Raw genomic sequence first — 25,674 nt, 5'->3', positions numbered from 1 at the left:
CAACCTCCGGGCTTGAAACCGGGACGCCGCTGATGTGTTTAGGGGGCATGACAGACCAGATCGACATCGAAGAGCGGCTGAGCCATCTGATCCGAACGGTCGAGGACCTGTCGGACGTGGTGGCGCGGCAGGAGCGCGACATCGACGCCCTGACCCGGCGCATGCGGATGCTGGGCGAAAGGCTCGCCGAAGCGGAGGCCGAGTCGGATAGCGGCGTCACCATCGGCAACGAGCGCCCGCCGCACTACTGAGGTTCAGCCCTCCACGCCACGGGCCACCAGCCGCCCGTCATGCAGCAGCATGTCGGCATGCCGTCCGCTCGCACCGAAGGCGGCATAGGCGGTGAGCAACGTGGTGTTGCGCGCCAGCCCGGCGCTGGCGCGCCCACAGGGCTGGCCGACGGGCACGCCGCAAAGCTCGGCCTTCACTGCCTCGTAGGCCGGCTGCACCGGGCTGTGCGTGATGCCTGCCCCGTAGGCCGTGGCCTCGAGCGTGGCCGCATCGCCGAACAGGGCCAGTGCCGCGGTGAACTGGACCGCGCAGCCGTCTTTGAAGCCGGTGAGGTAATGCGTTCGCGGCGCGGTCGTGCCCGGCGCGGTGTCGTACAAGGTGAAGCCCGCCTCACGTGCGACCGGCGCGCCCAGCGCCGCGCCCGACAGGCCACAGCGCTTCGCCGCTGGCCCGAAGGCCAATGTCGTGCCGGCACCGACCTCGGGCAGGTCGAGCCCGGGAAGCGAGGCACTGCCACCACCGCCGGTCGCGCAGGCGGCGAGCAGCGCGAGGGCCAAGAAGGCGGGAATGGCACGGCGCATGGGGACCTCCGGGTGTATCGCTAGCGTTCTAGCGCCTGATCCCGTCGCGTCCATCCCGCGGGCCGGCTCAGACCTCCTCGACCTCGATCACCCCGGGCAGCGATCTGAGCGCGCCCTTGATCTGCGGCGTCACCGGAAACTCGGCCCCGCAGTCGATCTCGACCTCGCCGGGCAGTCCGTCGGCCATCAGGCAGATGCTGATCGGCCCGCGCGCAATGCGCTGGCCCTTGGGCAGGTCGCGCCCGGCCCGCTCCAGCACCCCCGCCAGCATGGTAATCGCGTCCGGCGCATCGAGGAACACCCTGAGGCCGGCGCCGCCCGCATCCGCGACCACCCCCTCGATCGGGGCGACCGAGCGACCCAGAAGCTTGAGCTGATCGCTCTCCATTGTCGCCTCGACCTGCACCACGATCTGGCTGCCGGTCTCCAGATGCTCGCGCGCGGTCTCCAGCGTGTCGGAGAACATCGTCACTTCGAACTGCCCCGTCGGGTCGGACATCTGCACGAAGGCAAAGCGGTTGCCGCGCGCCGACTTGCGCTCCTGCCGCCCGGCGACGGTCCCGGCCATCTTGCCCACGAAGGCGCCACGTGCGGCGGCCTGCTCGGTCACCTCGTCGAGCGTCATCACGCCCTTGCGCTTGAGCGGCGCGAGATAGTCGTCGAGCGGGTGACCGGACAGGTAGAAACCCACCGCCTTGAATTCCTCGGCGAGACGTTCGGCCGGGAGCCAGTCGGTGACCTGCGGCATGCGCGGCTCGGGCAGATCCTCGCCCGCCTCGCCAAAAAGCGAGACCTGCGCGCTGGCCTTCTGCTCGTGGATCGCGGCCGAGTAGGCGACCAGCGCGTCGAGCCCGGAGAACACCCGGCGACGGTTGCGGTCGAGTGCGTCGAAGGCCCCGGCACGGGCCAGCATCTCCAGCGGCCGTTTGCCCACTTTCTTGAGATCGACGCGACGTGCGAGGTCATAGAGCGTGGCGAATTGCTTTTCCCCGCGCCCCTCGACGATCAGCCGCATCGCTTCGACGCCGACATTCTTGAGCGCGCCCAGCGCGTAGACCAGCTTGCCCTCCTTCACATCGAAGGTGGCCTGCGAGCGGTTCACGCAAGGCGGCGTCCATTCGAGACCGAGCCCCTTGCGGACCTCCTGGAAATAGATGCCTAGCTTGTCGGTGAGATGGATATCGCAGTTCATGACGCCAGCCATGAACTCGACCGGGTGGTTCGCCTTGAGCCAGGCGGTCTGGTAGCTGACCACGGCGTAGGCTGCGGCGTGCGACTTGTTGAAGCCGTAATTGGCGAACTTCTCGAGAAGGTCGAAGACCTCCATCGCCTTCTTCTTGTCGACGCCGTTCTTCTGCGCGCCCTCGACGAATTTGGGGCGCTCCTTGGCCATCTCCTCGGCGATCTTCTTGCCCATGGCGCGGCGCAGCAGGTCCGCGCCGCCGAGGCTGTAGCCCGCCATGACCTGGGCGATCTGCATCACCTGTTCCTGGTAGACGATGATGCCCTGCGTCTCGGCGAGGATGTGGTCGATGCTGGGATGGATCGACTGCAGTTCGCGCTGCCCGTGCTTGACCTCGCAATAGACCGGAATGTTCTCCATCGGGCCGGGACGATAGAGCGCCACCAGCGCCACGATGTCCTCGATGCAGGTGGGCTTCATGCGCTTGAGCGCATCCATCATGCCCGAGGATTCCACCTGGAACACCGCCACCGTCTTGGCACGCGAATAAAGCTCGTAGGTCCTCTCGTCGTCGAGCGGGATCAGGTTGATCTGGTTCTCGCCACCCTCGGGCGGCTGGTAGAGTTCGGTCCCGTCGGCGGCCACGTGCAGCGGACGGCCCGATTTCGCGATCAGGTCCATCGCGTTCTGGATGACGGTGAGTGTCTTGAGACCGAGGAAGTCGAACTTCACCAGGCCCGCCTGCTCGACCCATTTCATGTTGAACTGGGTCGCCGGCATGTCCGAGCGCGGATCGCGGTAGAGCGGCACCAGCGCATCCAGAGGCCGGTCGCCGATCACCACGCCGGCGGCATGGGTGGAGGCGTTGCGGTAGAGCCCCTCGACCTGCTGGGCATAGGTCAGGAGGCGGTTCACCACCTCCTCGTTCCTCGCCTCCTCGCGCAGCCGCGGCTCGTCGGCCAGCGCCTTTTCGATCGAGACCGGCTTCACCCCTTCGACCGGGATCATCTTCGACAGACGATCGACCTGGCCGTAGGGCATCTGCAGCACTCGGCCCACGTCGCGCACCGCCGCCTTGGACAGCAGCGCACCGAAGGTGATGATCTGCCCCACCTTCTCGCGGCCGTACTTCTCCTGCACGTAGCGGATCACCTCCTCGCGGCGATCCATGCAGAAGTCGATGTCGAAGTCGGGCATCGAGACCCGCTCGGGGTTGAGGAAACGTTCGAACAGCAGCGAGTAGCGCAGCGGGTCGAGGTCGGTGATGGTCAGCGCGTAGGCGACCAGCGAGCCCGCGCCCGAGCCCCGCCCCGGTCCCACGGGGATGTCGTGATCCTTGGCCCATTTGATGAAGTCGGCCACGATCAGGAAGTAGCCAGGGAACCCCATCCCCTCGATGATGCCGAGCTCGAAGTCGAGCCGGGCGTGGTAGTCCTCGACGCTCACCGCATGCGGGATCACCGCGAGACGGGCCTCGAGCCCCTCCTTGGCCTGCCGACGAAGCTCCTCGACCTCGTCATCGGCGAATCTGGGCAGGATCGGCGCCCGCTTGTAGGCCTTGAAGGCGCAGCGGCGGGCGATCTCGACGGTGTTCTCCAGCGCTTCGGGCAGATCGGCGAACAGCGTCGCCATCTCCTGCGGACTCTTGAAATAGTGCTGCGCGGTCAGCCTGCGACGCGGCTCCTGCTGGTCGACATAGGCGCCCTGCGCGATGCAGATCAGCGCGTCATGCGCCTCGTATATCTCCGGCTTCGGGAAATAGACGTCGTTGGTCGCGACCAGCGGCAGATCCATCGCATAGGCCATCTCGACATGACCGCGTTCCGACAGCTTTTCGGCCTCGGGCAGACCGTCCTCGCCCGGATGGCGCTGCAACTCGACATAGAGCCGGTCCAGGAAGGCCGCCTTGAGCCGCTGCATCAGCGCCTCGGCCTTGGGTCGCTGACCCTGCCGCAAGAGCCTCCCGACGGGGCCATCAGGGCCGCCCGAGAGACAGATCAAACCGCCGGAGAGCGCCTCGATCTCCTCGATCGAAACCTGCGGAAGCTGTCCGTCGCTCTTCAGGTAGAGGCAGGAGTTCAGCTTCATGAGGTTCATGTAGCCCGCCTCGGACTGCGCCAGCAGCACGATCGGCGCGGGCAGTTCGGGCCGCTTGCCCGGCTCGGGCGGCAGATAGCACAGGTCGACCTGGCAGCCGATGATCGGCTGCACCCCCGACTTCGCAGCCGTCTCGGAAAATTCGAGGGCTGCGAACATGTTGTTGGTGTCGGTGATGGCGACGGCCGGCATCTCGGCCTTGGCGGCGAGGCCCGGCAGCTTCTTCACGGGGATCGCGCCCTCAAGCAGCGAATGCTCGGTGTGGACGCGCAGATGGATGAATCGGGGATCGGCCATGGAGTGGTTCTATCCCGGCCGACCGGTCGCGGGAAGCATGGGCAGGCTTGCCGCGTGGTCAGCCGCGCCGATGTGATCGGCGGCACGCCCCATGCCACCGAAACGGGCAGAAAGCTCGTCAAGCTATCGTATCGCGAGCACATGCAGTGAAAATTGCCATGCCTCGGGGCGGTCTGCCGCAACGGCAGGCACGCGAGGCTTGCCAAACGCGCATGCCATCGGCTTTCATGATCTGGACGTGAGGGCCGCCCGGTCTACGCCGCATCGACCGGGCAACGCGGCCCGGACCCATCCGGTAAGGCGGCGGATCTAGCGATGACCGAGATCGCGTTTCTTCTCAATGGAGAGACGGTACGCGCAGGCGGAGCGCCGACGCGCAGCCTGCTCGATTACCTGCGTGAACAAAGAGGCCTGACCGGCACCAAGGAAGGCTGCAACGAGGGCGACTGCGGCGCCTGCACGGTGATCGTCACCGACCCCGAGGGGGGCTTGCGCGCGCTCAACGCCTGCATCCTGTTCCTGCCGCAGCTTGCCGGTCGCGCCGTGCGCACCGTCGAAGGGCTGGCCGAAGGCGGCGCGCTGCACCCCGTCCAGCGGGCGATGGTCGAGCATCACGGCAGCCAGTGCGGCTTCTGCACCCCGGGCTTCGTAATGGCGATGGCCGCCGCCCATGCGCAGGGCCGCACCGATCATGACGACCAGCTCGCGGGCAACCTGTGCCGCTGCACCGGCTACGCGCCGATCATCCGTGCCGCCGAAGCCGCCGAGGGCGCGCCCCTGCCCGCATGGATCGAGAGCGACCGCGAGAAGCTGAAGACCCTCGCCCCCGCACAGACGGGCGGGGCAGCGACCCGGAGCGCCGATGCCGCCGCCGCGCCCGCGGCAGGCCGTGCCCCCTACGAGCCGGAGACCGGCCGGGGCACGGATGCGACGCTGACCGAAGCGCCGGGCTTCATCCCCGAGACCGCCGACGAACTGGCCGCGTGGTATCTCGACCACCCCGACGCCACGCTGATCGCCGGGGCCACCGATGTCGGGCTGTGGGTCACCAAGGGGCTGCGCGCCCTGCCCGAGACGGCCTTCCTCAATCGTTGCGAGGACCTCAAGACGATCACCCGCGCGGATGGCCGGATCCGCTTCAGCGCGGGCGTCACCATGACGCGGGTGCTCGAAGCGCTGGCCGCACCCTACCCCTCCTATGCCGAGATGGTGCGCCGCTACGGCTCGGTTCAGGTGCGCAACGCCGCGACGATCGGCGGCAGCCTCGCCAACGGCTCGCCCATCGGCGACAACGCCCCCGCGCTGATCGCGCTGGGCGCCACGATCCACCTGCGAAAGGGCGACGCGCGCCGCGAATTGCCGCTCGAGGACTTCTTCATCGATTACGGCAAGCAGGACCGGCAGCCCGGCGAGTTCGTCGAGGCGGTGAGCCTGCCCGAGGGGCGCGAGCGCTTCCGCGTCTACAAGATCTCCAAGCGTTTCGACCAGGACATCTCCGCGGTCTGCGGCGCCTTCGACGTGACCGTCGAAGACGGCACGATCACGCATGCCCGCACCGGCTTCGGCGGCATGGCGGCGACGCCCAAGCGCGCGAAGGCCTTCGAGGCCGCGCTCACCGGCAAGCCGTGGAACATTGAGACCGTCGAGGCGGCGCTGCCGGCGCTGGCTGACGACTTCACCCCGCTCACCGACATGCGCGCCTCCGCGCAATACCGGCTCGAGGCAGCACAGGGCCTCGCGCGGCGCTACTTCGCGGAAGTGTCGGGCCAAAAGACCAGCGTGCTGGAGGTGCGGGCATGAGCGTCGGAAAACCCCTCCCGCATGACAGCGCGGTGCTGCACGTCACCGGACAGGCGCGCTACATCGACGACATCCCCGCCCCGGCCCATGCGCTGCATCTCGCCTTCGGCCTGTCGCGCATCGCGCGCGGGCGGATCGTGTCGATGAACCTCGACAAGGTGCGCGCCGCCCCCGGTGTCGCCATGGTGCTGACGGCCGCGGATCTCGACCGGCCCGCCGATTGCTCGCCCAGCGCGCATGACGAACCGCTGCTCTCCGACGGCACCGTGCATTACCACGGCCAGCAGCTCTTCCTCGTCGCCGCCGACAGCCATCTCGCCGCGCGCAAGGCCGCTAGGCTGGCAGAGGTCGAATACGAGGAAGAGGAGCCGATCCTCACCGTGGAGCAGGCGCTCGCCGCCAATTCGCGCTTCGAGGACGGGCCGCGCATCTGGTACAAGGGCGACGCCGAAACCGCCATCTCGAACGCCCCGCGCAAGCTCAAGGGCCGGATCGAGATGGGCGGCCAAGAGCACTTCTATCTCGAAGGCATGGCCGCGATGGCGCAGCCGCAGGAGGACGGGGTCACGATCCATTCCTCGACCCAGCACCCGACCGAGATCCAGCACAAGGTGGCCGACGCGCTCGGCCTGCCGATGTCGGCGGTGAAGGTCGAGTGTCGCCGCATGGGCGGCGGCTTCGGCGGCAAGGAAAGTCAGGGCAACGCGCTCGCCGTCGCCTGCGCAATCATGGCCGCGAAAACGGGCCGCGCCTGCCGGATGCGCTACGACCGCGACGACGACATGACCATCACCGGCAAGCGGCATGATTTCCGCGTCGACTACGAGGTAGGCTACGATGAGAGCGGCCGGGTTCTGGGCATCGACTTCACCCATTACACCCGCTGCGGCTGGTCGCTCGACCTGTCGCTGCCGGTGGCCGACCGGGCGATGCTGCATTCCGACAACGCCTATCTGCTGGATGCGGTGCGGATCACTTCGCACCGGCTCAAGACCAACACCCAATCTGCCACCGCCTTCCGCGGCTTCGGCGGGCCGCAGGGCGTGCTGGGCATCGAGCGGGTGATGGATGAGGTGGCGCACGTGCTGGGCCTCGACCCGGTCGAGGTGCGCCAACGCAACTACTACCGCGCGGCCAGCGCGCTGAACGAAGAGGCGCAGCACCACGACGACCCGGCACCTGCCCTGCCCGCCGACGGCGACACCGACCTCGCCTCGCGCGGCGCTCAGGCGCAGCTCCCGGCGGGTGAAGCCCGGCCGGAAGAGGGGCACAACACCACGCCCTATGGCATGGAGGTCACCGACTTCATCCTGCACGAGATGACCGAGCGGCTGCTGGAGACCTCGGACTACAAGGCGCGTCGCGAGGCCATCGCGCAGTGGAACGCCGAGAACCCGATCCTCAAGCGCGGCATCGCCTTCTCGCCGGTGAAGTTCGGCATCTCCTTCACGCTGACCCACCTCAACCAGGCGGGTGCGCTGGTGCATGTCTACCAGGACGGCTCGATCCACCTGAACCATGGCGGCACCGAGATGGGACAGGGCCTGTTCCGCAAGGTGGCGCAGGTCGCCGCCTCCCGCTTCGGCGTCTCGCCCGAGCGGGTGCGGATCACCGCGACCGATACCCACAAGGTGCCCAACACCTCGGCCACCGCCGCCTCCTCCGGCTCGGACCTGAACGGCATGGCGGCGAAAGCCGCCTGCGACACGATCCGGACCCGGATCGCCGAGTTCCTCGCCGGGCTGCACCAGTGCAGCGCCTCCGAGGTGCGTTTCGCCGATGACCAGGTGCATGTCGGTGGCGAAAGCTTGAGCTTCGAGCAGGCGGTGAAGCTCGCCTACGAGGCGCGGGTCAGCCTGTCGGCTACCGGCTTCTACAAGACGCCGGACCTGAAATGGGACCGGATCAAGGGCCAGGGCCGGCCCTTCTTCTACTTCGCCCACGGCGCCGCCGTGACCGAGGTGGCGATCGACACGCTCACCGGCGAGAACCGCATCCTTCGGACCGACATCCTGCACGATGCGGGCCATTCGCTGAACCCGGCGCTCGACAAGGGTCAGATCGAGGGCGGCTACGTGCAGGGCGCAGGCTGGCTCACCACCGAGGAGCTGGTCTGGGACGACAAGGGCGCGCTCAGGACCCACGCGCCTTCGACCTACAAGATTCCCGCCTGCTCCGACCGGCCGGACCTGTTTCACGTGGATCTGTGGGACGCCCCGAACCCGGCGCAGACGATCTACCGTTCCAAGGCGGTGGGCGAGCCGCCCTTCATGCTCGGTATCTCGGCCTTTCTCGCGCTGAGCCACGCGGCCTCGGCCTGCGGCCCGAACTACCCGCGCCTCGACGCGCCCGCCACGGCCGAGCGCGTGCTCGCCGCCGTTCGGAGGGCAAAGGGGTGAGCTTCGACCGCGACACCCTCGCTGCCGCTGTTGCCGCGCATGGCCCGGTGATCAGGGTGCTGGTGGTCGCGACCGCCGGATCGGCCCCGCGCGATGCCGGCACCTCGATGCTGGTCTGGCAGGGCGGCCAGTCCGGCACCATAGGCGGCGGCGCGCTGGAACACGAAGCGGTGGAAACGGCGCGTGACATGCTGGCCATGGGCCGGGCCACGGCCCAGCGGCGGCTGCCGCTGGGCCCGGCGCTCCGCCAATGCTGCGGCGGCGCGGTCACGCTGGCCTGGGAACGCTTCGCGGCAGGCGAACTGCCCGAGACCCTGCACCGGGCCCGTCCGCTCGGGCCTGCCGGAGAGATGCCCGCCGCCGTCGCGCGCAAGCTTGCCGCCATGCCCGCCGGCGCGGCCCCAGCCATCGTCGAGAACTGGCTCGTCGAGGCACCCCTGCCCGAGGCCCGAGCGCTCTGGGTCTGGGGGGCGGGCCATGTCGGCCGCGCCGTCGTCTCGGTCATGGCGCCGCTGCCGGGCCGGGCGATCACCTGGATCGACCTCGCGCCCGACTGCTTTCCCGAAGCCGTCCCCGAAGGCGTCACGGTGATCCCCGCCGCGACCCCGCCTGCGCTGATGTCGCGCGCGCCACGCGACGCCGACCACCTGATCCTGACCCGCGACCACGACCTCGATCTCGCGCTCTGCCACGCCGCTCTCACCCATGGCTTCGCCAGCTGCGGGCTGATCGGCTCGGCCACGAAATGGGCGCGTTTCCGGCCGCGGCTTTCGGCGCTGGGCCACGCCAACGCCTTGATTTCCCGCATAGCCTGTCCGATAGGCGACACCTCATTGGGTCGCGATCCGCAGGCCATTGCCGTCGGCGTCGCCGCCGCGCTACTGAGGAGCGGGAACGAAAGAATGACGAGGGACCGCGCCGGATGAGCACGCCGCTACTGCAGCTGTCCGGCCTGACCAAGGCCTATCCCGGGGTCGTGGCCAATGCCGACGTCTCCTTCGACATCGCCAAGGGCGAAGTGCACGCGCTTCTGGGCGAGAACGGCGCCGGAAAATCGACGCTGGTCAAGACGATCTACGGCCTCGTCCAGCCCGATGCCGGGACCATGCGCCTCGATGGCGCCCCCTTCGCGCCAGCCGAACCGCGCGCCGCCCGTGCCTCGGGCGTCGCCATGGTGTTCCAGCACTTCTCGCTCTTCGACGCGATGAGCGTGGCCGAGAACGTGGCGCTGGGCATGGAGAACCCGCCCGCGCTGAACCGGCTCGCCGCGCAGATCCGCGAAGTCTCGCAATCCTACGGCCTGCCGCTCGATCCCGACCGGATCGTGGGCGACCTGTCGGCTGGCGAACGGCAGCGCGTGGAGATCATCCGCTGCCTCCTGCAGGAGCCGCGGCTGCTGATCATGGACGAGCCGACCTCGGTGCTGACCCCGCAGGAGGTGGCGATCCTGTTCGAGACCCTGCGCAAGCTGCGCGAGGAAGGGGTCTCGATCCTCTATATCAGCCACAAGCTAGAGGAGATCCGCACGATCTGCGACAGCGCCACGATCCTGCGTCACGGCAAGGTGGTCGGCAAATGCGACCCCAAGACCACGGCGGCGCGCGACATGGCCGAGCAGATGGTCGGCGCGACGCTGTCCACGCCGTCGCGCGCGGGCGGCCGCACCGGGGATGTCGTGCTCGAACTCGCAGGCCTTTCGGCCCCTGCGCCGCGCGCCTTCGGCACCGCGCTGCACGCGATCGATCTGGAACTGCGCGCCGGGGAGGTGCTGGGCATCGGCGGGGTCGCCGGCAACGGCCAGGACGAACTGGCAATGGCGCTGTCAGGCGAGATGCACGTGGCGCCGGGCATGATCCGCTTCAAGGGGCGCGAGATCGGCCGCGAGGGGGTCACGGCCCGGCGCCGCATGGGGCTTCTCTGCGCCCCCGAGGAGCGGATGGGCCATGCCGCCGCCCCCGACATGAGCCTGACCGAGAACGCGCTGCTGACCGCCGGTCCGCGCGAGGATCTGGTGCGGCACGGCTTCCTGCGCTGGGGCCGGGCCCGCGGCTTCGCCGAGCGGGTGATCGAACGCTTCGACGTGCGCACGCCGGGCCCCGGCACGGCGGCGCGCGCGCTCTCGGGCGGCAACCTGCAGAAATTCGTCATCGGGCGCGAGATCCTGCAGCGGCCCGAGGTGCTGGTCGTCAACCAGCCGACATGGGGCGTCGACGCCGCCGCCGCGGCGACCATCCGGCAGGCTCTGCTGGATCTGGCCGAGGCGGGCGCCGCGCTGATCGTCATCAGCCAGGACCTCGACGAGCTGATGGAGATCTCGGATCGCTTCGCCGCACTCAATGCCGGTCGGCTGAGCGCGCCGCGCCCCATGGCAGGGCTGGGGATCGACGAGATCGGGATGATGCTGGGGGGTGCACATGACATGGCCCCGGCACAGGTGGAAGGCTGAGGGATCTTGCGTATTTTCGGAGTGATGAAGACGGGGCCGCGCGCCATGGGGATCGACGCGTGATCCGGCTCGAACGCCGCCCTGAACCGTCCCGCGCCTGGACCTTGGCCACGCCCTTCGTGGCGGTGGCGCTGACCATGGTCGCGGGCGGCCTGCTGTTCGCGCTGCTGGGCAAGGACCCGATCGAGGCGATCCGCACCATCTTCTGGGATCCGCTCTTCGGCGATTTCGCCTCCTATTCGCGGCCGCAGCTGCTGGTGAAGGCCGGGCCGCTGATCCTGATTGCCATCGGGCTGTCGCTGGGCTTCCGGGCCGGCATCTGGAACATCGGCGCCGAGGGGCAGTACATCCTCGGCGCGATCTTCGCCGCCGCCACCGGCCTCGCCTTTTACCCAGCCGAAAGCTGGCTGATCTTTCCGGCGATGACCCTCGCGGGCGCGCTGGGCGGTCTGCTCTGGGCGATGATCCCGGCGCTGCTGCGGGTCCGCTTCGGCACCAACGAGGTACTGGTCTCTCTCATGCTGGTCTATGTTGCCGAGGCGCTCTTGGCCTCGATGGCGCTGGGCCTGCTGCGCAATCCCGACGGCATGGGCTTTCCCGGCTCGCGCAACCTCGCGCAATACCCTTCCGCCGCCAACCCCGAGCTGATCGTGGGCACCGGCATGCATTGGGGCGTCGTGCTGGCGCTGGTCGCGGTGATCGTCGGGCAGGTGGTGATGACGCGCCACCAGCTCGGCTTCCGGGTGCGGCTGGCCGGCCAGAGCCCGCGCGCCGCGGTGTTCGGCGGGGTCAACCCGAGCTGGCTGGTCGTGGTCTGCATGGGGCTGTCGGGCGCGCTGGCCGGTCTCGCCGGGATGTTCGAAGTGGCGGGCCCGGCGGGCCGGCTCGGCATCGACTTCAACGTGGGCTACGGCTTCACCGCGATCATCGTGGCCTTCCTCGGCCGGCTCAATCCGATCGGCATCCTGCTGGCGGGGCTGCTGATGGCGCTCACCTATATCGGCGGCGAACTGGCGCAGCTGCAGATGAACCTGCCGCTCGCCGCAATCCAGATGTTCCAAGGCATGCTGCTGTTCTTCCTTCTGGCGATCGACGTCCTGACGAATTTCAGCTTCCGCTTCGGCCGGAGGGCGGTGGCATGAGCAACATCGATCCGATCCTGCTGCTGTCGGCGATCATCGTCGTCTCGACACCGATCCTGCTGGCCGCGATCGGCGAGCTGGTCGTCGAGCGCGCGGGCGTGCTCAATCTCGGCGTCGAGGGCATGATGATCACCGGCGCGGTCTGCGGCTTCGTCGTAGCGACCGCGACCGGCTCGCCCTGGCTGGGCTTCGCAGGCGCGGCGCTGGGCGGGGCGCTTCTGTCGATGGTGTTCGGGATCCTGACCCAGCTGTTCCTGTCCAACCAGGTGGCCACCGGTCTCGCGTTGACGCTGTTCGGCCTCGGCCTCTCCGCCCTTCTGGGCCAGGGCTATATCGGCGTGAAGGGTCCCGTGGTGCCCGACCTCTACTTGCCGGGGCTGCGCGACATCCCGTTTCTCGGGCCGGTTATGTTCCGCCATGACGCGATGGTCTATATCGCGCTGCTAATCGTCGCGCTGGTCTGGCTGTTCCTGAACCGGACCCGCGCCGGCCGGGTGCTGCGCGCCGTCGGCGAAAACCACGACGCCGCCCATGCGCTGGGCTACAAGGTCGTGCGCCTGCGACTCGCCGCGATCGCCTTCGGCGGCGCCTGCGCCGGTCTGGGCGGTGCCTATCTGAGCCTCGTGCGCGTGCCGCAATGGACCGAAGGGATGACCGCCGGCGCGGGCTGGATCGCGCTCGCGATCGTGGTCTTCGCCAGCTGGCGGCCCGGACGGCTGGTGCTGGGCGCCTGGCTGTTCGGCGGCGCCACGGCGCTGCAGCTGGCGCTGCAGGCCTCGGGCGGCGTGCAGATCCCGATCGAGTACCTGCAGATGGCGCCCTATCTCGCGACCATCCTCGTTCTCGTCATCCTGCGGGCGGGCCGTGCGCCCGGCTCGCTCGGCCGCCCCTTCCACGCCTCGAGCTGAGGCGGAAGATCCACCAACAGGGAACAACGACATGACCTTCAAGACAGTGCTTCTCGGTGCCACCGCCGCCGCAGCCTTCGCCACCGGGGCGATGGCGCAGGACGACAAGACCAAGGTGGGCTTCATCTATGTCGGGCCGGTGGGCGATCTCGGCTGGACCTACCAGCACGACCAGGGCCGCCTCGCCGTCGAGGAGGAATACGGCGACAAGGTCGAGACCGTCTATGTCGAGAGCGTCCCCGAGGGCCCCGACGCCGAGCGCGTGCTGACCCAGATGGCGCTACAGGGCGCGGACCTGATCTTCACCACTTCCTTCGGCTTCATGGAAGCGACGATGAACGTCGCCCAGAAGTTTCCGGACGTGAAGTTCGAGCACGCCACCGGCTACCAGCGCGCCGACAACGTCTCGACCTACTCCGCCCGCTTCTACGAGGGCCGCGCGGTGCAGGGCCTGATCGCGGGCGAGATGACCGAGAGCAACATCATCGGCTATATCGGCTCCTACCCCATCCCCGAGGTGATCCGCGGCATCAACGCCGCCTACATCCAGGCTAAGAAGGTGAACCCCGAGGTCGAGTTCCGCGTGGTCTGGGCCTACACCTGGTTCGACCCGGCCAAGGAAGCCGAGGCCGCCAAGGCGCTGATCGACGCCGGCGCCGACGTGATCCTGCAGCACACCGATTCCACCGCGCCGCAGGCCGCCGCGCAGGAGGCGGGCGACGTCATCACCTTCGGCCAGGCCTCGGACATGCTCGACTACGCGCCGAAGCCGCGCGTCAGCTCGATCATCGACAACTGGAACCAGTACTACATCGACCGCGTCGGCGCGGTGATCGACGGCACCTGGGAGTCGAAGGACACCTGGGACGGCATCGATGCTGGCATGGTCGAGATCGGCGAGATCACCGATGCGGTGCCCACCGAGGTGAAGGAGGCCGCGCTGGCGCTCAAGGATGCAATCGCCGCGGGCGAAGTGCACCCCTTCACCGGCCCGCTCAAGAAGCAGGACGGCTCGGACTGGCTTGCCGAGGGCGAAGTGGCCGACGACGCAACGCTCGCCGGCATGAACTTCTACGTCGAGGGCCTGACCGGCGAGATCCCGCAGTAAGCGGCGCCCCTGACAGCCCAGCGAAGGCCCGCCCACGTGGCGGGCCTTTTTTTGCCCGGCGGCGCGTCTTGATGTGGCATCCTACCACCGGAGGAGGATTCGACATGCCGAAGATCAGACCCTGCTTGTGGTACGACGGACAGGCGGAGCAGGCCGCCGAATTCTACGTGTCGGTGTTCCCGAACTCGCGGGTCACCGCCCGCAACACCAGCGCCGTGGACTGGCCCGGCGGCAAGGCGGGCGACGTCGTCCTCGTCGAGTTCAGCCTCGACGGCCAGGAGATGCAGGCGTTGAACGGCGGGCCCTACACCACCTTCAACGAGGCCGTGTCGCTGTCGGTCCCCTGCGCCGATCAGGCCGAACTGGACCGGCTCTGGTCCGCCTTGCTCGCGGATGGCGGAGAGGAGATGCAGTGCGGCTGGCTGAAGGACTGCTTCGGCCTGCGCTGGCAACTGGTGCCAGAGCCCTTCGAGCAGATGATGCGCGACGCCGACGAGGAGCAGTCGAAACGGTTGATGGCGGCGATGATGGAGATGGTGAAGCTCGATCTCGCGGCGCTCCGCCGCGCCTGGGAGGGCGGCTGACGCCGCCCCTTCCCTTTTCAGCCGTCGGCCCGGATCGTCGCGTTGGTCGGATCGTAGGGGCTGTCCTCGGTTACCTCGGCGTCCCACAGCTCGCGGAACATCCGGACCTTGAGCTTCGTGCCGGGCGCGGCGAGATCGGGGCGCACGTAGCCCATGCCGATGGATTTGCCGAAGGCCGCCGACCAGCCGCCGGAGGTCAGCCGCCCGACCTTCTCGCCACCCGCATAGAGCGCCTCGCGGCCCCACGGATCGGCGTCCGCCGGTCCGTCTATCAGCAGCGTCACGCATTTCGAGCGGGTGCCCAGCGCCTCCATCGCCGCCTTGCCGTGGAAGTCCTTGGAGAGGTCGACGAAACGGTCGAGTCCGGCCTCGAGCGGCGTCGCATCCCTGCCCAGCTCGGTGCCGAAGGCGCGATAGGACTTCTCCTGCCGCAGCCAGTTCTGCGCCCGCGCACCCACGAGCTTCATGCCTGAGGCCGCGCCCGCTTCCATGAGCTTGTCCCACAGGTGGTTCTGCATCTCGATCGGGTGATGCAGCTCCCAGCCCAGCTCGCCGGTATATGCCACGCGCAGCGCCCGGACCGGCACCATGCCCAGCTCGATCTCGCGGTGCGACAGCCACGGGAAGCGCTTGTTCGACAGCACCGTCGCCGGGTCGGCATCGCGCACCAGCCGGTTCAGCACCTCGCGCGAGCGCGGCCCGGCGATGGCGAAGACGCCCCATTGGGTGGTGACGTCCTGCACATCGATCCGGCCGAACTCGGCCTCCTTGTCCTCGACCGCCTTTCTCAGGAAATCGCCGTCATAGGCGCTCCAGGCCCCTGCCGAAACGAGATAGAACCGGTCTTCGGCCAGCCGCACGATGGTGTATTCGGTGCGCGTGGTGCCGGCATCGGTCAGCGCGTAGGTGAGGTTGATGCGCCCCACCTTGGGCAGCTTGTTGGTGGTGAACCAGTCGAGGAAGGCCGCCGCGCCCGGCCCCTTCACCTCGTGCTTGGCAAAAGCGGTGGCGTCGATCAGGCCGACGCCCTCGCGGATCGCCTTGGCCTCTGCGGCGGCGTATTCCCACCAGCCGCCGCGCCGGAACGAGCGGGCGTCGTGGTCGAAGCCCTCCGGCGCGCCCACCGGCCCGTAGTAGTTCGGCCGCTCCCAGCCGTTCACCTGCCCGAACTGCGCGCCCTTCTCCTTCTGCCGGTCATAGGCAGGCGACGTGCGCAGCGGCCGCGCCGCCGGGCGCTCCTCGTCGGGGTGGTGCAGAATGTAGACGTGCTCGTAGGCCTCCTCGTTCTTGGCCACGGCGTAGTCGGTGGTCATCCACGAGCCGAACCGCTTGGGGTCGAGGCTCGCCATGTCGATCTCGGCCTCGCCCTCCACCATCAGCTGCGCGAGGTAATGCCCCGCCCCGCCGGCGGCGGTGATGCCGAAGGAGAAACCCTCGGCCAGCCACATGTTGCGCAGCCCCGGCGCCGGGCCGATCAGCGGGTTGCCGTCGGGCGTGTAGCAGATCGGGCCGTTGAAATCGTCCTTGAGCCCCACCGTCTCCGAGGACGGGATGCGGTGGATCATCGACATGTATTCTTCCTCGATCCGGTCGAGATCGAGCGGGAACAGGTCGGCGCGGAAGCTGTCGGGCACGCCATAGGGGAAGCGCGCAGGCGCGCCGCGCTCGTAGGGCCCGAGGATCCAGCCGCCGCGCTCTTCGCGCACGTACCACTTGGCGTCGGCGTCGCGCAGAACCGGGTGCTGCTCGTTGGTTTTGCGCCATTCGACCAGTGCCGGGTCGGGCTCGGTGACGATGAACTGGTGTTCAACCGGGATCGCGGGGATCTTGAGGCCCAAAAGCCGCGCGGTGCGCTGCGCGTGGTTGCCGGTGGCGGTGACGACATGCTCCGCGGTGATGACCTGTTGCTCGTCCGAGGGGACGAGGTTGCCGCCCTTCTCGACCATCTTGGTGACGGTTACGCGCCATTCCGAGCCGGTCCACTCGTAGCCGTCGACCTGCCATTTGCGCTCGATCGTGACGCCCCTTTGCCGGGCACCCTTGGCCATCGCCATGGTGACGTCGGCAGGGTTTATGTAGCCGTCGGTGGGGTGGTAGATCGCGCCTTCGAGATCCTCGGTCCGGACCAGCGGCCAGCGCTCCTTGATCTGCGCGGGCGTCATCCATTCGAACGGCACGCCGACCGTCTCTGCCGTCGAGGCATAGAGCATGTATTCGTCCATGCGCGCCTTCGACTGCGCCATGCGCAGGTTGCCCACGACGAAGAAGCCGGCGTCGAGCCCGGTCTCTTCTTCCAACGTCTTGTAGAGCTTGATCGAGTGGTCGTGGATCCAGGTGGTCGCGTAGGACATGTTGAAATAGGGTAGGAGACCGGCCGCGTGCCATGTCGAGCCCGATGTCAGTTCGTCGCGCTCAAGCAGCATCACATCCTGCCAGCCTGCCTTGGCAAGGTGATAGGCGATCGAGGTGCCGATGGCGCCGCCGCCGACGACAAGGGCTTTCACATGGGTCTTCATCGCGCGCACTCCGGACTGGCCTTGCCCGCACCATCGCGCGATTGGCCGCGAAAGCGCGGAGCCGGGCGACATCTCGCGCGCCGAATGCGACAAGCCGCGCCCGGGACTGGACAGGCAGGGGCCGCGCGGCCTGAATGGTCGGACCCGGAGGGAGGACCGCCATGAAGACGCTCGACGTCAGCGAGGCCGCAGGGATCATCGAGAGGATGGATGGCGGGCTGGACGGGCCGGACGTGGTCGAGACCATCGATCTCAAGGGGGTGCAGGCCGCGATGCTCAAGCGCGGGATCCTCTACATCGCCGGCACCAACGAGTTCTCGGACTGGTTCGAGTTCAACTTCGATTTCATCCACGACCGCGCCCCCGACGCGCATGGCTTCCGCATGGCAGCGGGCGACAGCGGCGCGATCTGGCATGCGGGGTTCCTCGAACATGCGCGGATCGTCTACGCCTTCGCCAAGCCGCAGAAGCCCGCCTTCATCATCGGCCATTCGCTGGGCGGCGCCTCGGCGCAGATCGTCGGTGCCTCGCTCGGCGTGCCGAGCCTCTCCTTCGGCAGCCCGCGCACCCATCTGGGGCGCGCGCATTTCGGGCGCGAAGGCTTCGTGCTCAACATCTGCCGCACCGACGACACGCTGTGCCATCTGCCGCCGCGCTTCTTCGGCTTTCGCCATGTCGGCTCGGTGCACTGGCTGAGCCCGCCTGCCGTCGAGGTCGAGGAAGGGCATTCGATCACTAGCTATGCCGAGCTGCTCGAGGCAGGCCCCCTGCCCCCGGGCTTTCCCGAGGCATGGCCGCCAAGCGTCTGAACGCGCGCCCTGAACGGTTGTGAAGCCTCCCGCCCGCCCTTAAAAGACGCGCAGGGTCTGGGAGGACATCATGCATATCTGCCGCTCCATCGCCGCCATCCGCGACGCGGTCGCGGCGTTTCGTGCCGACGGCCACAGCGTCGGGCTGGTGACCACGATGGGCGCGCTGCATGCCGGGCATATGAGCCTGATCGCGGCAGCGCGGCGCGACCATGACCGGGTGGTGGCGACGATCTTCGTCAACCCGACTCAGTTCGGCGACCCCAAGGATCTCGAGACCTATCCCCGCACCGAGGAGGCGGATCTCGCGATGCTCGAAGCGGCGGGCTGCGACGCCGTGCTGATCCCGCGCGCCGAGGAGATCTATCCCGAGGGCGACGAGACCATCGTCGAGACCCGCGACCTTGCCGTCCGGCTGCACGGCGCGGTGCGGCCCGGCCATTTCCGGGGCGTCGCCACGGTCGTCACCAAGCTGTTCAACATCACCCGCCCCGACGCCGCCTATTTCGGCGAGAAGGATTACCAGCAGCTGCAGGTGATCCGCCGCATGACCATCGATCTGCATATGGGCATCGACATCGTCGGCGTGCCGACCATGCGCGAGGCGGACGGTCTGGCCATGTCGTCGCGCAACGTCCGGCTGACGCCCGAGGACCGCGCCGCCGCGGTGGTCCTGAACCGCGCGCTCGACCGGGCGGAGCGGCTCGCGATCGAGCGCGGCAGCCCGGCGCAGATCGAGGCGGCGATCCGCGCCACCATCGCCGACGAGCCGCGCGCCCGGCTCACTGGCCTCGACATCGCCCGGCCGCACGACCTCGCGCCGCTGTCGCAATCGGCCGACACACCGCTGTCGGAACCCGCAGCCATCATGATCTCGGCCCAGTTCGGCGAGGTCCTCTTGATCGATCAGAGGGAGATCGCCCCATGAGCACCCAGACCCAGACGATCCGCCGCACCACCGTGCCGCAGATCGCCCGCCGCAAGGGCGGCGAGCCCATCGTCTCGCTGACCTCCTACCACGCCCATACCGCGGCCATCGTCGACCGGCATGCCGACTTCATCCTCGTGGGCGACAGCCTCGGCATGGTGATGCACGGCATGGAAAGCACGGTCGGCGTTTCGCTCGACCTGATGATCATGCATGGCCGCGCCGTGGTGCGCGGCACCAAGAAGGCGCTGATCGTCGTCGACATGCCCTTCGGCAGCTACGAGGAAAGCCCCGCCATGGCCTTCCGGAACGCCGCCCGGGTGATGAAGGAGACCCAGTGCGGCGCGGTCAAGCTCGAGGGCGGCGCCCGCATGGCCGAAACCATCCGCTTTCTCGTCGAGCGCGGAATCCCGGTGATGGCCCATATCGGCCTGACGCCGCAGTCGAGCCACGTCATGGGCGGCTTCAAGACCCAAGGCCGCGACGAGGAGACCTGGGAGGCGCATCTCGAGGATGCCCGCGCCGTGGCCAAGGCCGGGGCCTTCGCCGTCGTGCTCGAGGGCATGGTCGAGCCGCTGGCCGCCAAGATCACCAAGGCGGTCGACATTCCGACCATCGGGATCGGGGCATCGGCCGAATGCGACGGCCAGATCCTCGTGCTCGAGGACATGCTGGGGCTGAACCCCTGGACCCCGAAATTTGTGAAGGTCTATGGCCAGCTCGGCCCGATGATCGAGGATTCGGTGAAACGCTATGCCGAGGACGTGAAGTCACGCGCCTTTCCCACGGAGGATGAGGTATACCGCTGATATCTCAACCCGAAGGAGCCGACATGCCGAACCGCCGCCACCTGATCGCCCTCGGTCTTGCCGGACTCCTTGCCGCCTGCGGCGCGCCGGATCCGAACCCGCTGTCGCGTGCCGCCCGGTCCGAGCTCCAGCTCGCGGGTATCGAGGTGACGGCCATGGGTGCAGGCTTCGAAAGTGGCGCGGCACGCGACTATACCAGCCGGATCGCCCCCGATCTCGAAGCCGCGCTCAAGCGCGAATTCGCGGATCGGTTGGGACGCGGCGGACAGTGGCGGATGCTGGTCGAGGTTTCGCGCCTCAACCTCGCGGGCGGTACCTCGACGGCGCTGGGCCGAGATCAGTCGCGGCTTTCGGGCGCGGTGCGGGTGCTCGATCCTTCCGGGGCGCTGCGCGCCAGCTACACGATCCAGGTTCTGGCCGGTGAAGCCGCCGAAAGCCGCACCGGCACGCTGGTCGGCGCGGTGGCGAACTCGGCGGGCGGATATTACCGCGAACTGCTGACCGCTTTCGCGCGAGATGCGCGCACGCAGGTGCTGGGCGCGGATCTACCGGGACAGCGGCTGACACGGCGTATCGCCAACTGATCGCGTTGGGGAACGGTCAGAGCTCGATCGGCCCGCCTCGGCGCGGCCGATGACGGTTGCGGGCCAGCGCATGCGAAGCCGCCGCATAGGCACCCAGCGCGCCAAACACCACCATGAGCACCCGCGCGAATGACAGGGTGTCATGCGTGTTGGCGCCCAGGCAGGCGAGTGCCGAGAGCAGCGCGAGCAGGCTGAAGGCGATGGCCCAGTATCTCATATGCGGTCCGTCGGGTTGATCCGTATCGCGCGCCTAACGCCTGTTTCGCCGTGCCGGTTCCCGTTCCGCGCGTCCGATTCGACGCCTGCTCCTCACGCGCGGAGCCCAAGCCGGTCGGCCGTGTCACGGATACGCCATTCGTGAACCGGCTCCGGTGCGGGGCGACTTTTCCCGGCTCCGGCTTCATGGCAATGTCCCCGAACCGGGCGCCCCGCGCGCCTGCCGGGCGCGACGCGCGGTGGCATCGGGACCAGACGGACAAGGCTGACATGACGCATTTCGGACGAATCGTGACGCTGCTCGCGGCCCTCGCGGCGCAACCGGCTTGGGCACAGAGCACGGAGGGCAGCCGACCCCGCCCGCGCCCCGAGGGCCTGGGCGTCGCAACCGCCCCTGCCCCGGCGGCCCCGGCCTCTCCCGAAGCCCCCGCCTCGCCGCCGCCGCGCGAGATCGCGATCCCCGAAGGGCCGACCCGCGGCCCCGAAACCAACCTGCCGCTGCCGCGCTTCGTCTCGCTTTCGACCGATCGCGGCAATGTCCGGCGCGGACCCTCGCTGTCGCATCGCATCGACTGGGTGTTCCTGCGCCGCGACATGCCGTTGCAGGTGACCGCCGAATACGGCCACTGGCGCCGGGTCACCGACCGCGAAGGGGTCGGCGGCTGGATGCATTACGCGATGCTGTCGGGCGTGCGGACGGTGATCGTCGACGCCGAGCTTCTGGATCTGCGCTCCCGTCCGCAGGAAAACGCGACCGTCGTGGCGCAGATCGAAGGGGGCGTGGTGGCCCGGCTGCTCGAATGCCGGCCCGAATGGTGCGAGTTGAGCGCCGGCGGCTACAAGGGCTGGGCTCCCAAGTCGCGGCTCTGGGGGGTTGCCCCGGACGAGCTTCTGGACTGAGCCGGTGACGGCGCGCGGTACGGAAGAGCGGCTGAATCTCTCGGCCGGACTGGCATCCGTCGCGGTGGCGCTGGTGCTGATCGCGGCCAAGCTCTGGGCGCTGTTCCAGACAGGCGCGCTGTCGGTTGCCGCGACCTTGGCGGATTCGGCCCTCGACCTGGCGATGTCGCTCGGCGCGCTCGCGGCAATCGCCTATGCCGCCCGCCCCGCCGATGACGACCACGCCTTCGGCCATACCGCCGCCGAGGACCTCGCGGCGCTGGCCCAGAGCCTGTTCATCCTCGTCTCGGCAGCGCTGATCGGCGGTGCGGCGGCGCATCGCCTGGCCGAGCCTGCCGCGATGCCGGTGCGCGAAGGCGCAGGCATCGCGGTGATGGGGCTGTCGATCGTGCTCACCGTGGCGCTGGTCGGCTGGCAGCGCCACGTCGCCCGCGCCACCGGCAACCGCGTCGTGGCAGCGGATTCGCTGCACTATCTGGGCGATCTGGTCCCGGCGCTGGGGGCGATCGTGGCGCTGTGGACCTCGCGCCGCTTCGGCGTCTCATGGGTCGACCCTGTCGTCGCCATCGGCGCGGCGCTGCTGATGGCGCGTGGTGCATTGGTGATCGGCCGCGCCGCCTGGGACGCGCTGATGGATCGGGCAGTGGATGCCGAAACGGTGGCCGGGATCGAGTCGGTCGCGCGCGGCTTTCCCGGCGTGCGTGGCCATCACGATCTGCGCACGCGCCGCTCGGGCGGGCGGGTCTTCATCAACCTGCATGTCGAGCTCGACGGCGACCAGAGCCTGCACGAGGCGCATGCGATCGGTGCCGCGCTGAAGCGTGCGATCCTCGCACGCTATCCCGGCGCCGACGTCATCATCCACAAGGATCCGGTCTGAGTTCAGTAGCTCGACGGCGGATCGGAGGCCGGGAAGCTTTCGTCCACGGTCTCGTCCTGCAGGTCCCAGCGCCGCGGCGGATCGCGCATTTCCTCGCGCCCGGCCTGGCGCACCGGGCCGCCCTCGTCATGGGCGAAGGCCGCGCCGCCGCCATGATGAGAGGTGCCCTGCATCCGGTCCATGCCCGCTTCGGCCATCCCCCGGATCTCGCCGCGGTAGCGTCGCGCCAGCCAGATCGCGCCGCCCAGCAAAGCCAGCGTCGGCAAGAGCGCAGGCCCGCGCCTCCTGTGATGTCGCATGATGTCTCTCCGGTTGTCGTCCTCGGACGCAAAACGCCTCGGTCTGGACGGCGTTCCGGGAACGCCCTGCCCTCTGCTGACGTTGGACTTGCAGATGCATTTGACCGGAGGCCGCCCGATGTCCGCAAATCCTGATACGCTCGAAGGCCGTCTCCTGGCCCAACGCAAGGTGATCGCCCGGCTGGTGGCCGCCGTCGAGGGCCCGGCAGGTGACGAACTGCGCGAATATATCCGCGATCGCAGCCATATGAGCGCAGCCGAGGAGGACCCCGGCGCCGTGCCCGGCGAGGGTCTGTCGATCGAAGGCGCGCTGGCCGACGAGATGCACCACATCGCCGAAGCCGCCGAGGCGCACCGCAAGGCGACCTGAAGCATCACCGTTTCGCGCGGGATCTGTCCGCCGCTAGTCTGGCAAGGGGAATGGACACTGAGCAGCAGCTATACGCGGCCGCCGTCGATCTGGTGAAGCGTCGCTACCCCACCGGTTGGGGCGGCGCCGCCGCGGTGCGCCTCGAAAGTGGAGACATCGTCACCAGCGTCGCGCCCGATACCGATTTCGACGCCCTGTTCGTCTGCATGGAGCTTAGCGCCTTTCTCGAAGCGCACAAACGCGATCTGAAGGTCACCCATAGCCTCTGCCTGTTTCGCGAGGATGAGACCGCTTCCTTCAACATCCTGTCTCCCTGCGGGATCTGTCAGGAGCGCCTGAGGTTCTGGGGGACCGACGTGCTTGTCGCGGTCACGAACCCGGGCAAAGAATTGTTGTTTCGGCCGCTCGCCGATCTTCAGGCCCATCATTGGTCCGGAGCCTACAGGTGATGACTGCCAAGCTGGATGGGTACGGATCGATACAGCCCCTTGGCAGAGCAGATGTAAAAAGGGGCGCAGAGAACCGCGCCCCTTCCTGCATCTCCTGAGCCACCTTTCTCAGGCCGCCAAGCCCCGCCCGCGCAGCAATGCGTCGACATTCGGCGTGGCGCCACGGAAACGCTCGTAGAGCAGCCCAGCCTCCTCCGAGCCGCCGCGCGACAGCACATGTGCCTCGAGCCGGCGCGCCGTCTCCCGGTCGAAGGGATCGCCTGTCTCGCGGAACGCCTCGAAGGCGTCGGCGTCCATCATCTCCGACCACAGGTAGCTGTAGTAACCGGCGGCATAGCCATCGCCGGCGAAGACATGCGCGAAATGCGGCGTGGCGTGGCGCATGGTGATGGCACGGGGCATGCCGATCTCTTCGAGGATCTCGGCCTGCCGCTGAATCGGATCGGCGGGGGCCGGGCCGCAATGGAACTCCAGATCGACGATGGCGGAGGCGGTCTGCTCGACCGTCGCGAAGCCTTGGTCGAAATTCGCCGCCGCCAGCATCCTGTCCATCAGCGCCTCGGGCATCGGCGCGCCCGTATCCGCATGGAGGGCGAACTCGCGCAGCACCTGGGGCACTTCGAGCCAATGCTCGAACAACTGGCTCGGCAGCTCCACGAAATCGCGCGCGACCGAGGTGCCGGAGACGCTCTCATAGGTCACGTCAGACAGCATCTGGTGCAGCGCGTGGCCGAATTCGTGGAACAGCGTGCGCGCGTCGTCGAATGACAGGAGCGCAGGCTCGCCCGCATCCGGCTTGGCGAAGTTGCAGACGTTGAGGACCAGTGGCCGCACATCGCGCCCGCCCATGCGGTGCTGGTCGCGCATCGTCGTGCACCACGCGCCCGAACGCTTGGAGGGCCGGGCGAACCAGTCGCCGATGAAGACGGCGAGGTGCTCCCCGTTCCGCGACACCTCGAAGGCCCGGCAGTCGGGGTGGTAGAGCGGCGCGTCGATCTCACGCGCCTCGATGCCGAACAGGCGCTGCGCGACCGAGAAGGCCGCCTCGATCATCCGGTCGAGCTGGAGATAGGGCTTGAGCGTGCCGTCATCGATCTCGTGCTCGGCCCGGCGGCGCGCCTCGGCATAGTAGCGCCAATCCCAGGGTTCGAGCGGGCCGTCATGGCCGTCGGCATGCAGCATCTCCTCGTAGATCTGCGCGTCGGCATTGGCCGCGGCCCGGGCGGGCGTCCAGACCGCATGCAGCAATTCGCGCACCGCCTGCGCGTTGCCGGCCATCTCGGTCTCGAGCTTCCACGAGGCGTAGTCGTCGTGGCCCAGAAGCTTCGCCCGCTCCTCGCGCAGCTTCAGCGTTTCGGCGGCAATGGCACGGTTGTCGGTCTCGCCGCCATTCATGCCGCGCGCGGTCCAGGCTTCGAACGCCTTTCGCCGCAGCGCCCGGTCCGGCGAATATTGCAGGAAAGGCACCACCAGCGAGCGGAACAAGGTGATGACCGGCCCCTTGTCGCCCCCCGCCGCCCGCGCGGCGGAGCGCAGCCCCTCGGGCAGATCGGCGAGATCGCCGGGGGAAAGCGGCAGGCTCCAATCGGCCTCGTCCTTGAGCAGGTTCTGCGTGAACTGCGTGCCCAGCACCGAGAGGCGGGCCCGGATCTCAGCCATCCGCTCGGCCTGCGCGCCTTCGAGCCTCGCGCCCGCCCGCACGAACCGGCGATGGGTCAGCATCAGCACCCGCGCCTCCTCATCGCCGAGGTCCAGCGTCTCACGCGCCTGCCACAACGCCTCGATCCGGTCAAACAGCGCGCGGTTGCCGATCACCCAGGACGTGTGGGCCGAGAGCATCGGCGCGAAATCGCGTTGCAGCGCCTGCAGCGCGGGCGAGCTATCGGCGCTGGCCACCGCGTAGAAGGCGCCGAATACCCGGCCCATCGGCTCATCCGCCATCTCCAGCGCGGCGATGGTGTTGGCGAAAGTCGGCGCCTCGGGATCGGCGGCGATGGCCTCGATCGCAGCGCGGGCCTGCGCGATCGCCGCTTCGGCGGCGGGTTTCCAGTGATCGTCCTCGATCCGGTCGAAGGGCGGAAGGCCGAAGGGCGTGTCCCAAGGCTCCAGTAGCGGGTTGGTCATGCGGGTCTCCTTTG

The 25,674-nt window shown here is 68.5% G+C and carries 23 protein-coding genes; 17 read left to right on the top strand and 6 right to left on the bottom strand.

What is annotated here, in order from left to right:
- Positions 1-47 precede the first annotated feature (47 nt).
- On the top strand, positions 48-251 hold the full coding sequence (locus tag FHS00_RS11940; RefSeq protein ID WP_183473726.1) for a SlyX family protein: 204 nt from the start codon (positions 48-50) through the stop codon (positions 249-251).
- 3 nt (positions 252-254) lie between these two features.
- Here FHS00_RS11940 and FHS00_RS11935 read toward each other — a convergent pair whose 3' ends face one another.
- Together FHS00_RS11935 and dnaE are read right to left on the bottom strand one after the other, a co-directional pair.
- Positions 255-812, bottom strand: coding sequence for a hypothetical protein (locus FHS00_RS11935; RefSeq protein ID WP_183473723.1), 558 nt, complete (start codon positions 810-812; stop codon positions 255-257).
- A gap of 67 nt (positions 813-879) precedes the next feature.
- Positions 880-4,389 (bottom strand): DNA polymerase III subunit alpha, encoded by a 3,510-nt coding sequence (dnaE, locus tag FHS00_RS11930; protein WP_183473720.1) that lies wholly within the window; start codon positions 4,387-4,389, stop codon positions 880-882.
- Between the two features lie 315 nt (positions 4,390-4,704).
- Between dnaE and xdhA the strand changes: the two genes are divergently transcribed.
- From xdhA to FHS00_RS11890, 8 genes are all read left to right on the top strand, one after another.
- Positions 4,705-6,189, top strand: coding sequence for a xanthine dehydrogenase small subunit (gene xdhA, locus FHS00_RS11925; RefSeq protein WP_183473717.1), 1,485 nt, complete (start codon positions 4,705-4,707; stop codon positions 6,187-6,189).
- Positions 6,186-8,588, top strand: coding sequence for a xanthine dehydrogenase molybdopterin binding subunit (gene xdhB / locus FHS00_RS11920; protein WP_183473714.1), 2,403 nt, complete (start codon positions 6,186-6,188; stop codon positions 8,586-8,588). Before xdhA ends, xdhB begins: the two co-directional genes overlap by 4 nt.
- A complete protein-coding gene (xdhC, locus tag FHS00_RS11915; RefSeq protein ID WP_183473711.1) occupies positions 8,585-9,514 on the top strand; it encodes a xanthine dehydrogenase accessory protein XdhC in 930 nt (309 codons plus the stop codon). The genes xdhB and xdhC overlap by 4 nt, the downstream gene beginning before the upstream one ends.
- On the top strand, positions 9,511-11,034 hold the full coding sequence (locus FHS00_RS11910) for an ABC transporter ATP-binding protein (RefSeq protein WP_183473708.1): 1,524 nt from the start codon (positions 9,511-9,513) through the stop codon (positions 11,032-11,034). The genes xdhC and FHS00_RS11910 overlap by 4 nt, the downstream gene beginning before the upstream one ends.
- A gap of 59 nt (positions 11,035-11,093) precedes the next feature.
- Positions 11,094-12,176, top strand: coding sequence for an ABC transporter permease subunit (locus tag FHS00_RS11905; RefSeq protein WP_183473705.1), 1,083 nt, complete (start codon positions 11,094-11,096; stop codon positions 12,174-12,176).
- Positions 12,173-13,084, top strand: a complete 912-nt coding sequence (locus FHS00_RS11900) for an ABC transporter permease (RefSeq protein WP_085896867.1) — start codon at positions 12,173-12,175, stop codon at positions 13,082-13,084. The genes FHS00_RS11905 and FHS00_RS11900 overlap by 4 nt, the downstream gene beginning before the upstream one ends.
- Positions 13,085-13,115: 31 nt before the next feature.
- Positions 13,116-14,192, top strand: a complete 1,077-nt coding sequence (locus FHS00_RS11895) for a BMP family ABC transporter substrate-binding protein (RefSeq protein ID WP_183473702.1) — start codon at positions 13,116-13,118, stop codon at positions 14,190-14,192.
- A gap of 104 nt (positions 14,193-14,296) precedes the next feature.
- Positions 14,297-14,776, top strand: coding sequence for a VOC family protein (locus tag FHS00_RS11890; protein ID WP_183473699.1), 480 nt, complete (start codon positions 14,297-14,299; stop codon positions 14,774-14,776).
- Positions 14,777-14,793: 17 nt separating this feature from the next.
- Here FHS00_RS11890 and FHS00_RS11885 read toward each other — a convergent pair whose 3' ends face one another.
- A complete protein-coding gene (locus FHS00_RS11885; protein WP_183473696.1) occupies positions 14,794-17,292 on the bottom strand; it encodes a GcvT family protein in 2,499 nt (832 codons plus the stop codon).
- 161 nt (positions 17,293-17,453) lie between these two features.
- On the opposite strand from FHS00_RS11885, the gene FHS00_RS11880 reads away from it, so the two are divergent.
- The 4 genes from FHS00_RS11880 to FHS00_RS11865 all read left to right on the top strand — a co-directional run bounded on the left by FHS00_RS11880 (position 17,454) and on the right by FHS00_RS11865 (position 20,422).
- Positions 17,454-18,101: an alpha/beta hydrolase family protein gene (locus tag FHS00_RS11880; protein WP_183473693.1), complete on the top strand. Its 648-nt coding sequence runs from the start codon at positions 17,454-17,456 to the stop codon at positions 18,099-18,101.
- 70 nt (positions 18,102-18,171) lie between these two features.
- Entirely contained in the window at positions 18,172-19,029 is an 858-nt protein-coding gene (gene panC / locus FHS00_RS11875; RefSeq protein WP_183473690.1) for a pantoate--beta-alanine ligase, read from the top strand.
- On the top strand, positions 19,026-19,838 hold the full coding sequence (gene panB, locus FHS00_RS11870) for a 3-methyl-2-oxobutanoate hydroxymethyltransferase (protein ID WP_183473687.1): 813 nt from the start codon (positions 19,026-19,028) through the stop codon (positions 19,836-19,838). The genes panC and panB overlap by 4 nt, the downstream gene beginning before the upstream one ends.
- 23 nt (positions 19,839-19,861) lie before the next feature.
- Complete coding sequence (locus FHS00_RS11865; protein ID WP_183473684.1) at positions 19,862-20,422, top strand: hypothetical protein; 561 nt, start codon at positions 19,862-19,864, stop codon at positions 20,420-20,422.
- Positions 20,423-20,438: 16 nt separating this feature from the next.
- On the opposite strand, the gene FHS00_RS11860 is transcribed toward FHS00_RS11865, so the two are convergent.
- Entirely contained in the window at positions 20,439-20,639 is a 201-nt protein-coding gene (locus FHS00_RS11860; protein ID WP_183473681.1) for a hypothetical protein, read from the bottom strand.
- A 269-nt stretch (positions 20,640-20,908) separates the two neighbouring features.
- On the opposite strand from FHS00_RS11860, the gene FHS00_RS11855 reads away from it, so the two are divergent.
- Entirely contained in the window at positions 20,909-21,538 is a 630-nt protein-coding gene (locus FHS00_RS11855) for an SH3 domain-containing protein (protein ID WP_183473679.1), read from the top strand.
- 4 nt (positions 21,539-21,542) lie between these two features.
- Positions 21,543-22,418, top strand: coding sequence for a cation diffusion facilitator family transporter (locus FHS00_RS11850; protein WP_183473676.1), 876 nt, complete (start codon positions 21,543-21,545; stop codon positions 22,416-22,418).
- A gap of 2 nt (positions 22,419-22,420) precedes the next feature.
- On the opposite strand, the gene FHS00_RS11845 is transcribed toward FHS00_RS11850, so the two are convergent.
- Positions 22,421-22,717, bottom strand: a complete 297-nt coding sequence (locus tag FHS00_RS11845; protein ID WP_183473777.1) for a hypothetical protein — start codon at positions 22,715-22,717, stop codon at positions 22,421-22,423.
- 118 nt (positions 22,718-22,835) lie between these two features.
- On the opposite strand from FHS00_RS11845, the gene FHS00_RS11840 reads away from it, so the two are divergent.
- Positions 22,836-23,087, top strand: coding sequence for a hypothetical protein (locus tag FHS00_RS11840; RefSeq protein WP_183473673.1), 252 nt, complete (start codon positions 22,836-22,838; stop codon positions 23,085-23,087).
- Positions 23,088-23,137: 50 nt separating this feature from the next.
- On the top strand, positions 23,138-23,536 hold the full coding sequence (locus tag FHS00_RS11835) for a cytidine deaminase (protein ID WP_183473670.1): 399 nt from the start codon (positions 23,138-23,140) through the stop codon (positions 23,534-23,536).
- 108 nt (positions 23,537-23,644) lie between these two features.
- Here FHS00_RS11835 and FHS00_RS11830 read toward each other — a convergent pair whose 3' ends face one another.
- Entirely contained in the window at positions 23,645-25,660 is a 2,016-nt protein-coding gene (locus FHS00_RS11830; protein ID WP_183473667.1) for a M3 family metallopeptidase, read from the bottom strand.
- Positions 25,661-25,674 lie beyond the last annotated feature (14 nt).

It is taken from the genome of Limimaricola variabilis (genome assembly GCF_014195545.1).
GTDB lineage: Bacteria > Pseudomonadota > Alphaproteobacteria > Rhodobacterales > Rhodobacteraceae > Limimaricola > Limimaricola variabilis.
This window is presented reverse-complemented; position numbering and strand designations above follow the sequence as displayed.

What these genes read in the sequence shown, in the direction of transcription:
- FHS00_RS11865 (WP_183473684.1), top strand. Translation starts at nt 19,862, where the DNA reads ATGCCGAACCGCCGCCACCTGATCGCCCTCGGTCTTGCCGGACTCCTT.
- FHS00_RS11895 (WP_183473702.1), top strand. Translation starts at nt 13,116, where the DNA reads ATGACCTTCAAGACAGTGCTTCTCGGTGCCACCGCCGCCGCAGCCTTC.
- FHS00_RS11935 (WP_183473723.1), bottom strand. Translation starts at nt 812, where the DNA reads ATGCGCCGTGCCATTCCCGCCTTCTTGGCCCTCGCGCTGCTCGCCGCC.
- xdhA (WP_183473717.1), top strand. Translation starts at nt 4,705, where the DNA reads ATGACCGAGATCGCGTTTCTTCTCAATGGAGAGACGGTACGCGCAGGC.
- panC (WP_183473690.1), top strand. Translation starts at nt 18,172, where the DNA reads ATGCATATCTGCCGCTCCATCGCCGCCATCCGCGACGCGGTCGCGGCG.
- FHS00_RS11940 (WP_183473726.1), top strand. Translation starts at nt 48, where the DNA reads ATGACAGACCAGATCGACATCGAAGAGCGGCTGAGCCATCTGATCCGA.
- FHS00_RS11910 (WP_183473708.1), top strand. Translation starts at nt 9,511, where the DNA reads ATGAGCACGCCGCTACTGCAGCTGTCCGGCCTGACCAAGGCCTATCCC.
- FHS00_RS11830 (WP_183473667.1), bottom strand. Translation starts at nt 25,660, where the DNA reads ATGACCAACCCGCTACTGGAGCCTTGGGACACGCCCTTCGGCCTTCCG.
- xdhB (WP_183473714.1), top strand. Translation starts at nt 6,186, where the DNA reads ATGAGCGTCGGAAAACCCCTCCCGCATGACAGCGCGGTGCTGCACGTC.
- FHS00_RS11900 (WP_085896867.1), top strand. Translation starts at nt 12,173, where the DNA reads ATGAGCAACATCGATCCGATCCTGCTGCTGTCGGCGATCATCGTCGTC.
- FHS00_RS11845 (WP_183473777.1), bottom strand. Translation starts at nt 22,717, where the DNA reads ATGCGACATCACAGGAGGCGCGGGCCTGCGCTCTTGCCGACGCTGGCT.
- FHS00_RS11835 (WP_183473670.1), top strand. Translation starts at nt 23,138, where the DNA reads ATGGACACTGAGCAGCAGCTATACGCGGCCGCCGTCGATCTGGTGAAG.
- FHS00_RS11880 (WP_183473693.1), top strand. Translation starts at nt 17,454, where the DNA reads ATGAAGACGCTCGACGTCAGCGAGGCCGCAGGGATCATCGAGAGGATG.
- dnaE (WP_183473720.1), bottom strand. Translation starts at nt 4,389, where the DNA reads ATGGCCGATCCCCGATTCATCCATCTGCGCGTCCACACCGAGCATTCG.
- FHS00_RS11855 (WP_183473679.1), top strand. Translation starts at nt 20,909, where the DNA reads ATGACGCATTTCGGACGAATCGTGACGCTGCTCGCGGCCCTCGCGGCG.
- FHS00_RS11885 (WP_183473696.1), bottom strand. Translation starts at nt 17,292, where the DNA reads ATGAAGACCCATGTGAAAGCCCTTGTCGTCGGCGGCGGCGCCATCGGC.
- FHS00_RS11860 (WP_183473681.1), bottom strand. Translation starts at nt 20,639, where the DNA reads ATGAGATACTGGGCCATCGCCTTCAGCCTGCTCGCGCTGCTCTCGGCA.
- FHS00_RS11890 (WP_183473699.1), top strand. Translation starts at nt 14,297, where the DNA reads ATGCCGAAGATCAGACCCTGCTTGTGGTACGACGGACAGGCGGAGCAG.
- FHS00_RS11840 (WP_183473673.1), top strand. Translation starts at nt 22,836, where the DNA reads ATGTCCGCAAATCCTGATACGCTCGAAGGCCGTCTCCTGGCCCAACGC.
- panB (WP_183473687.1), top strand. Translation starts at nt 19,026, where the DNA reads ATGAGCACCCAGACCCAGACGATCCGCCGCACCACCGTGCCGCAGATC.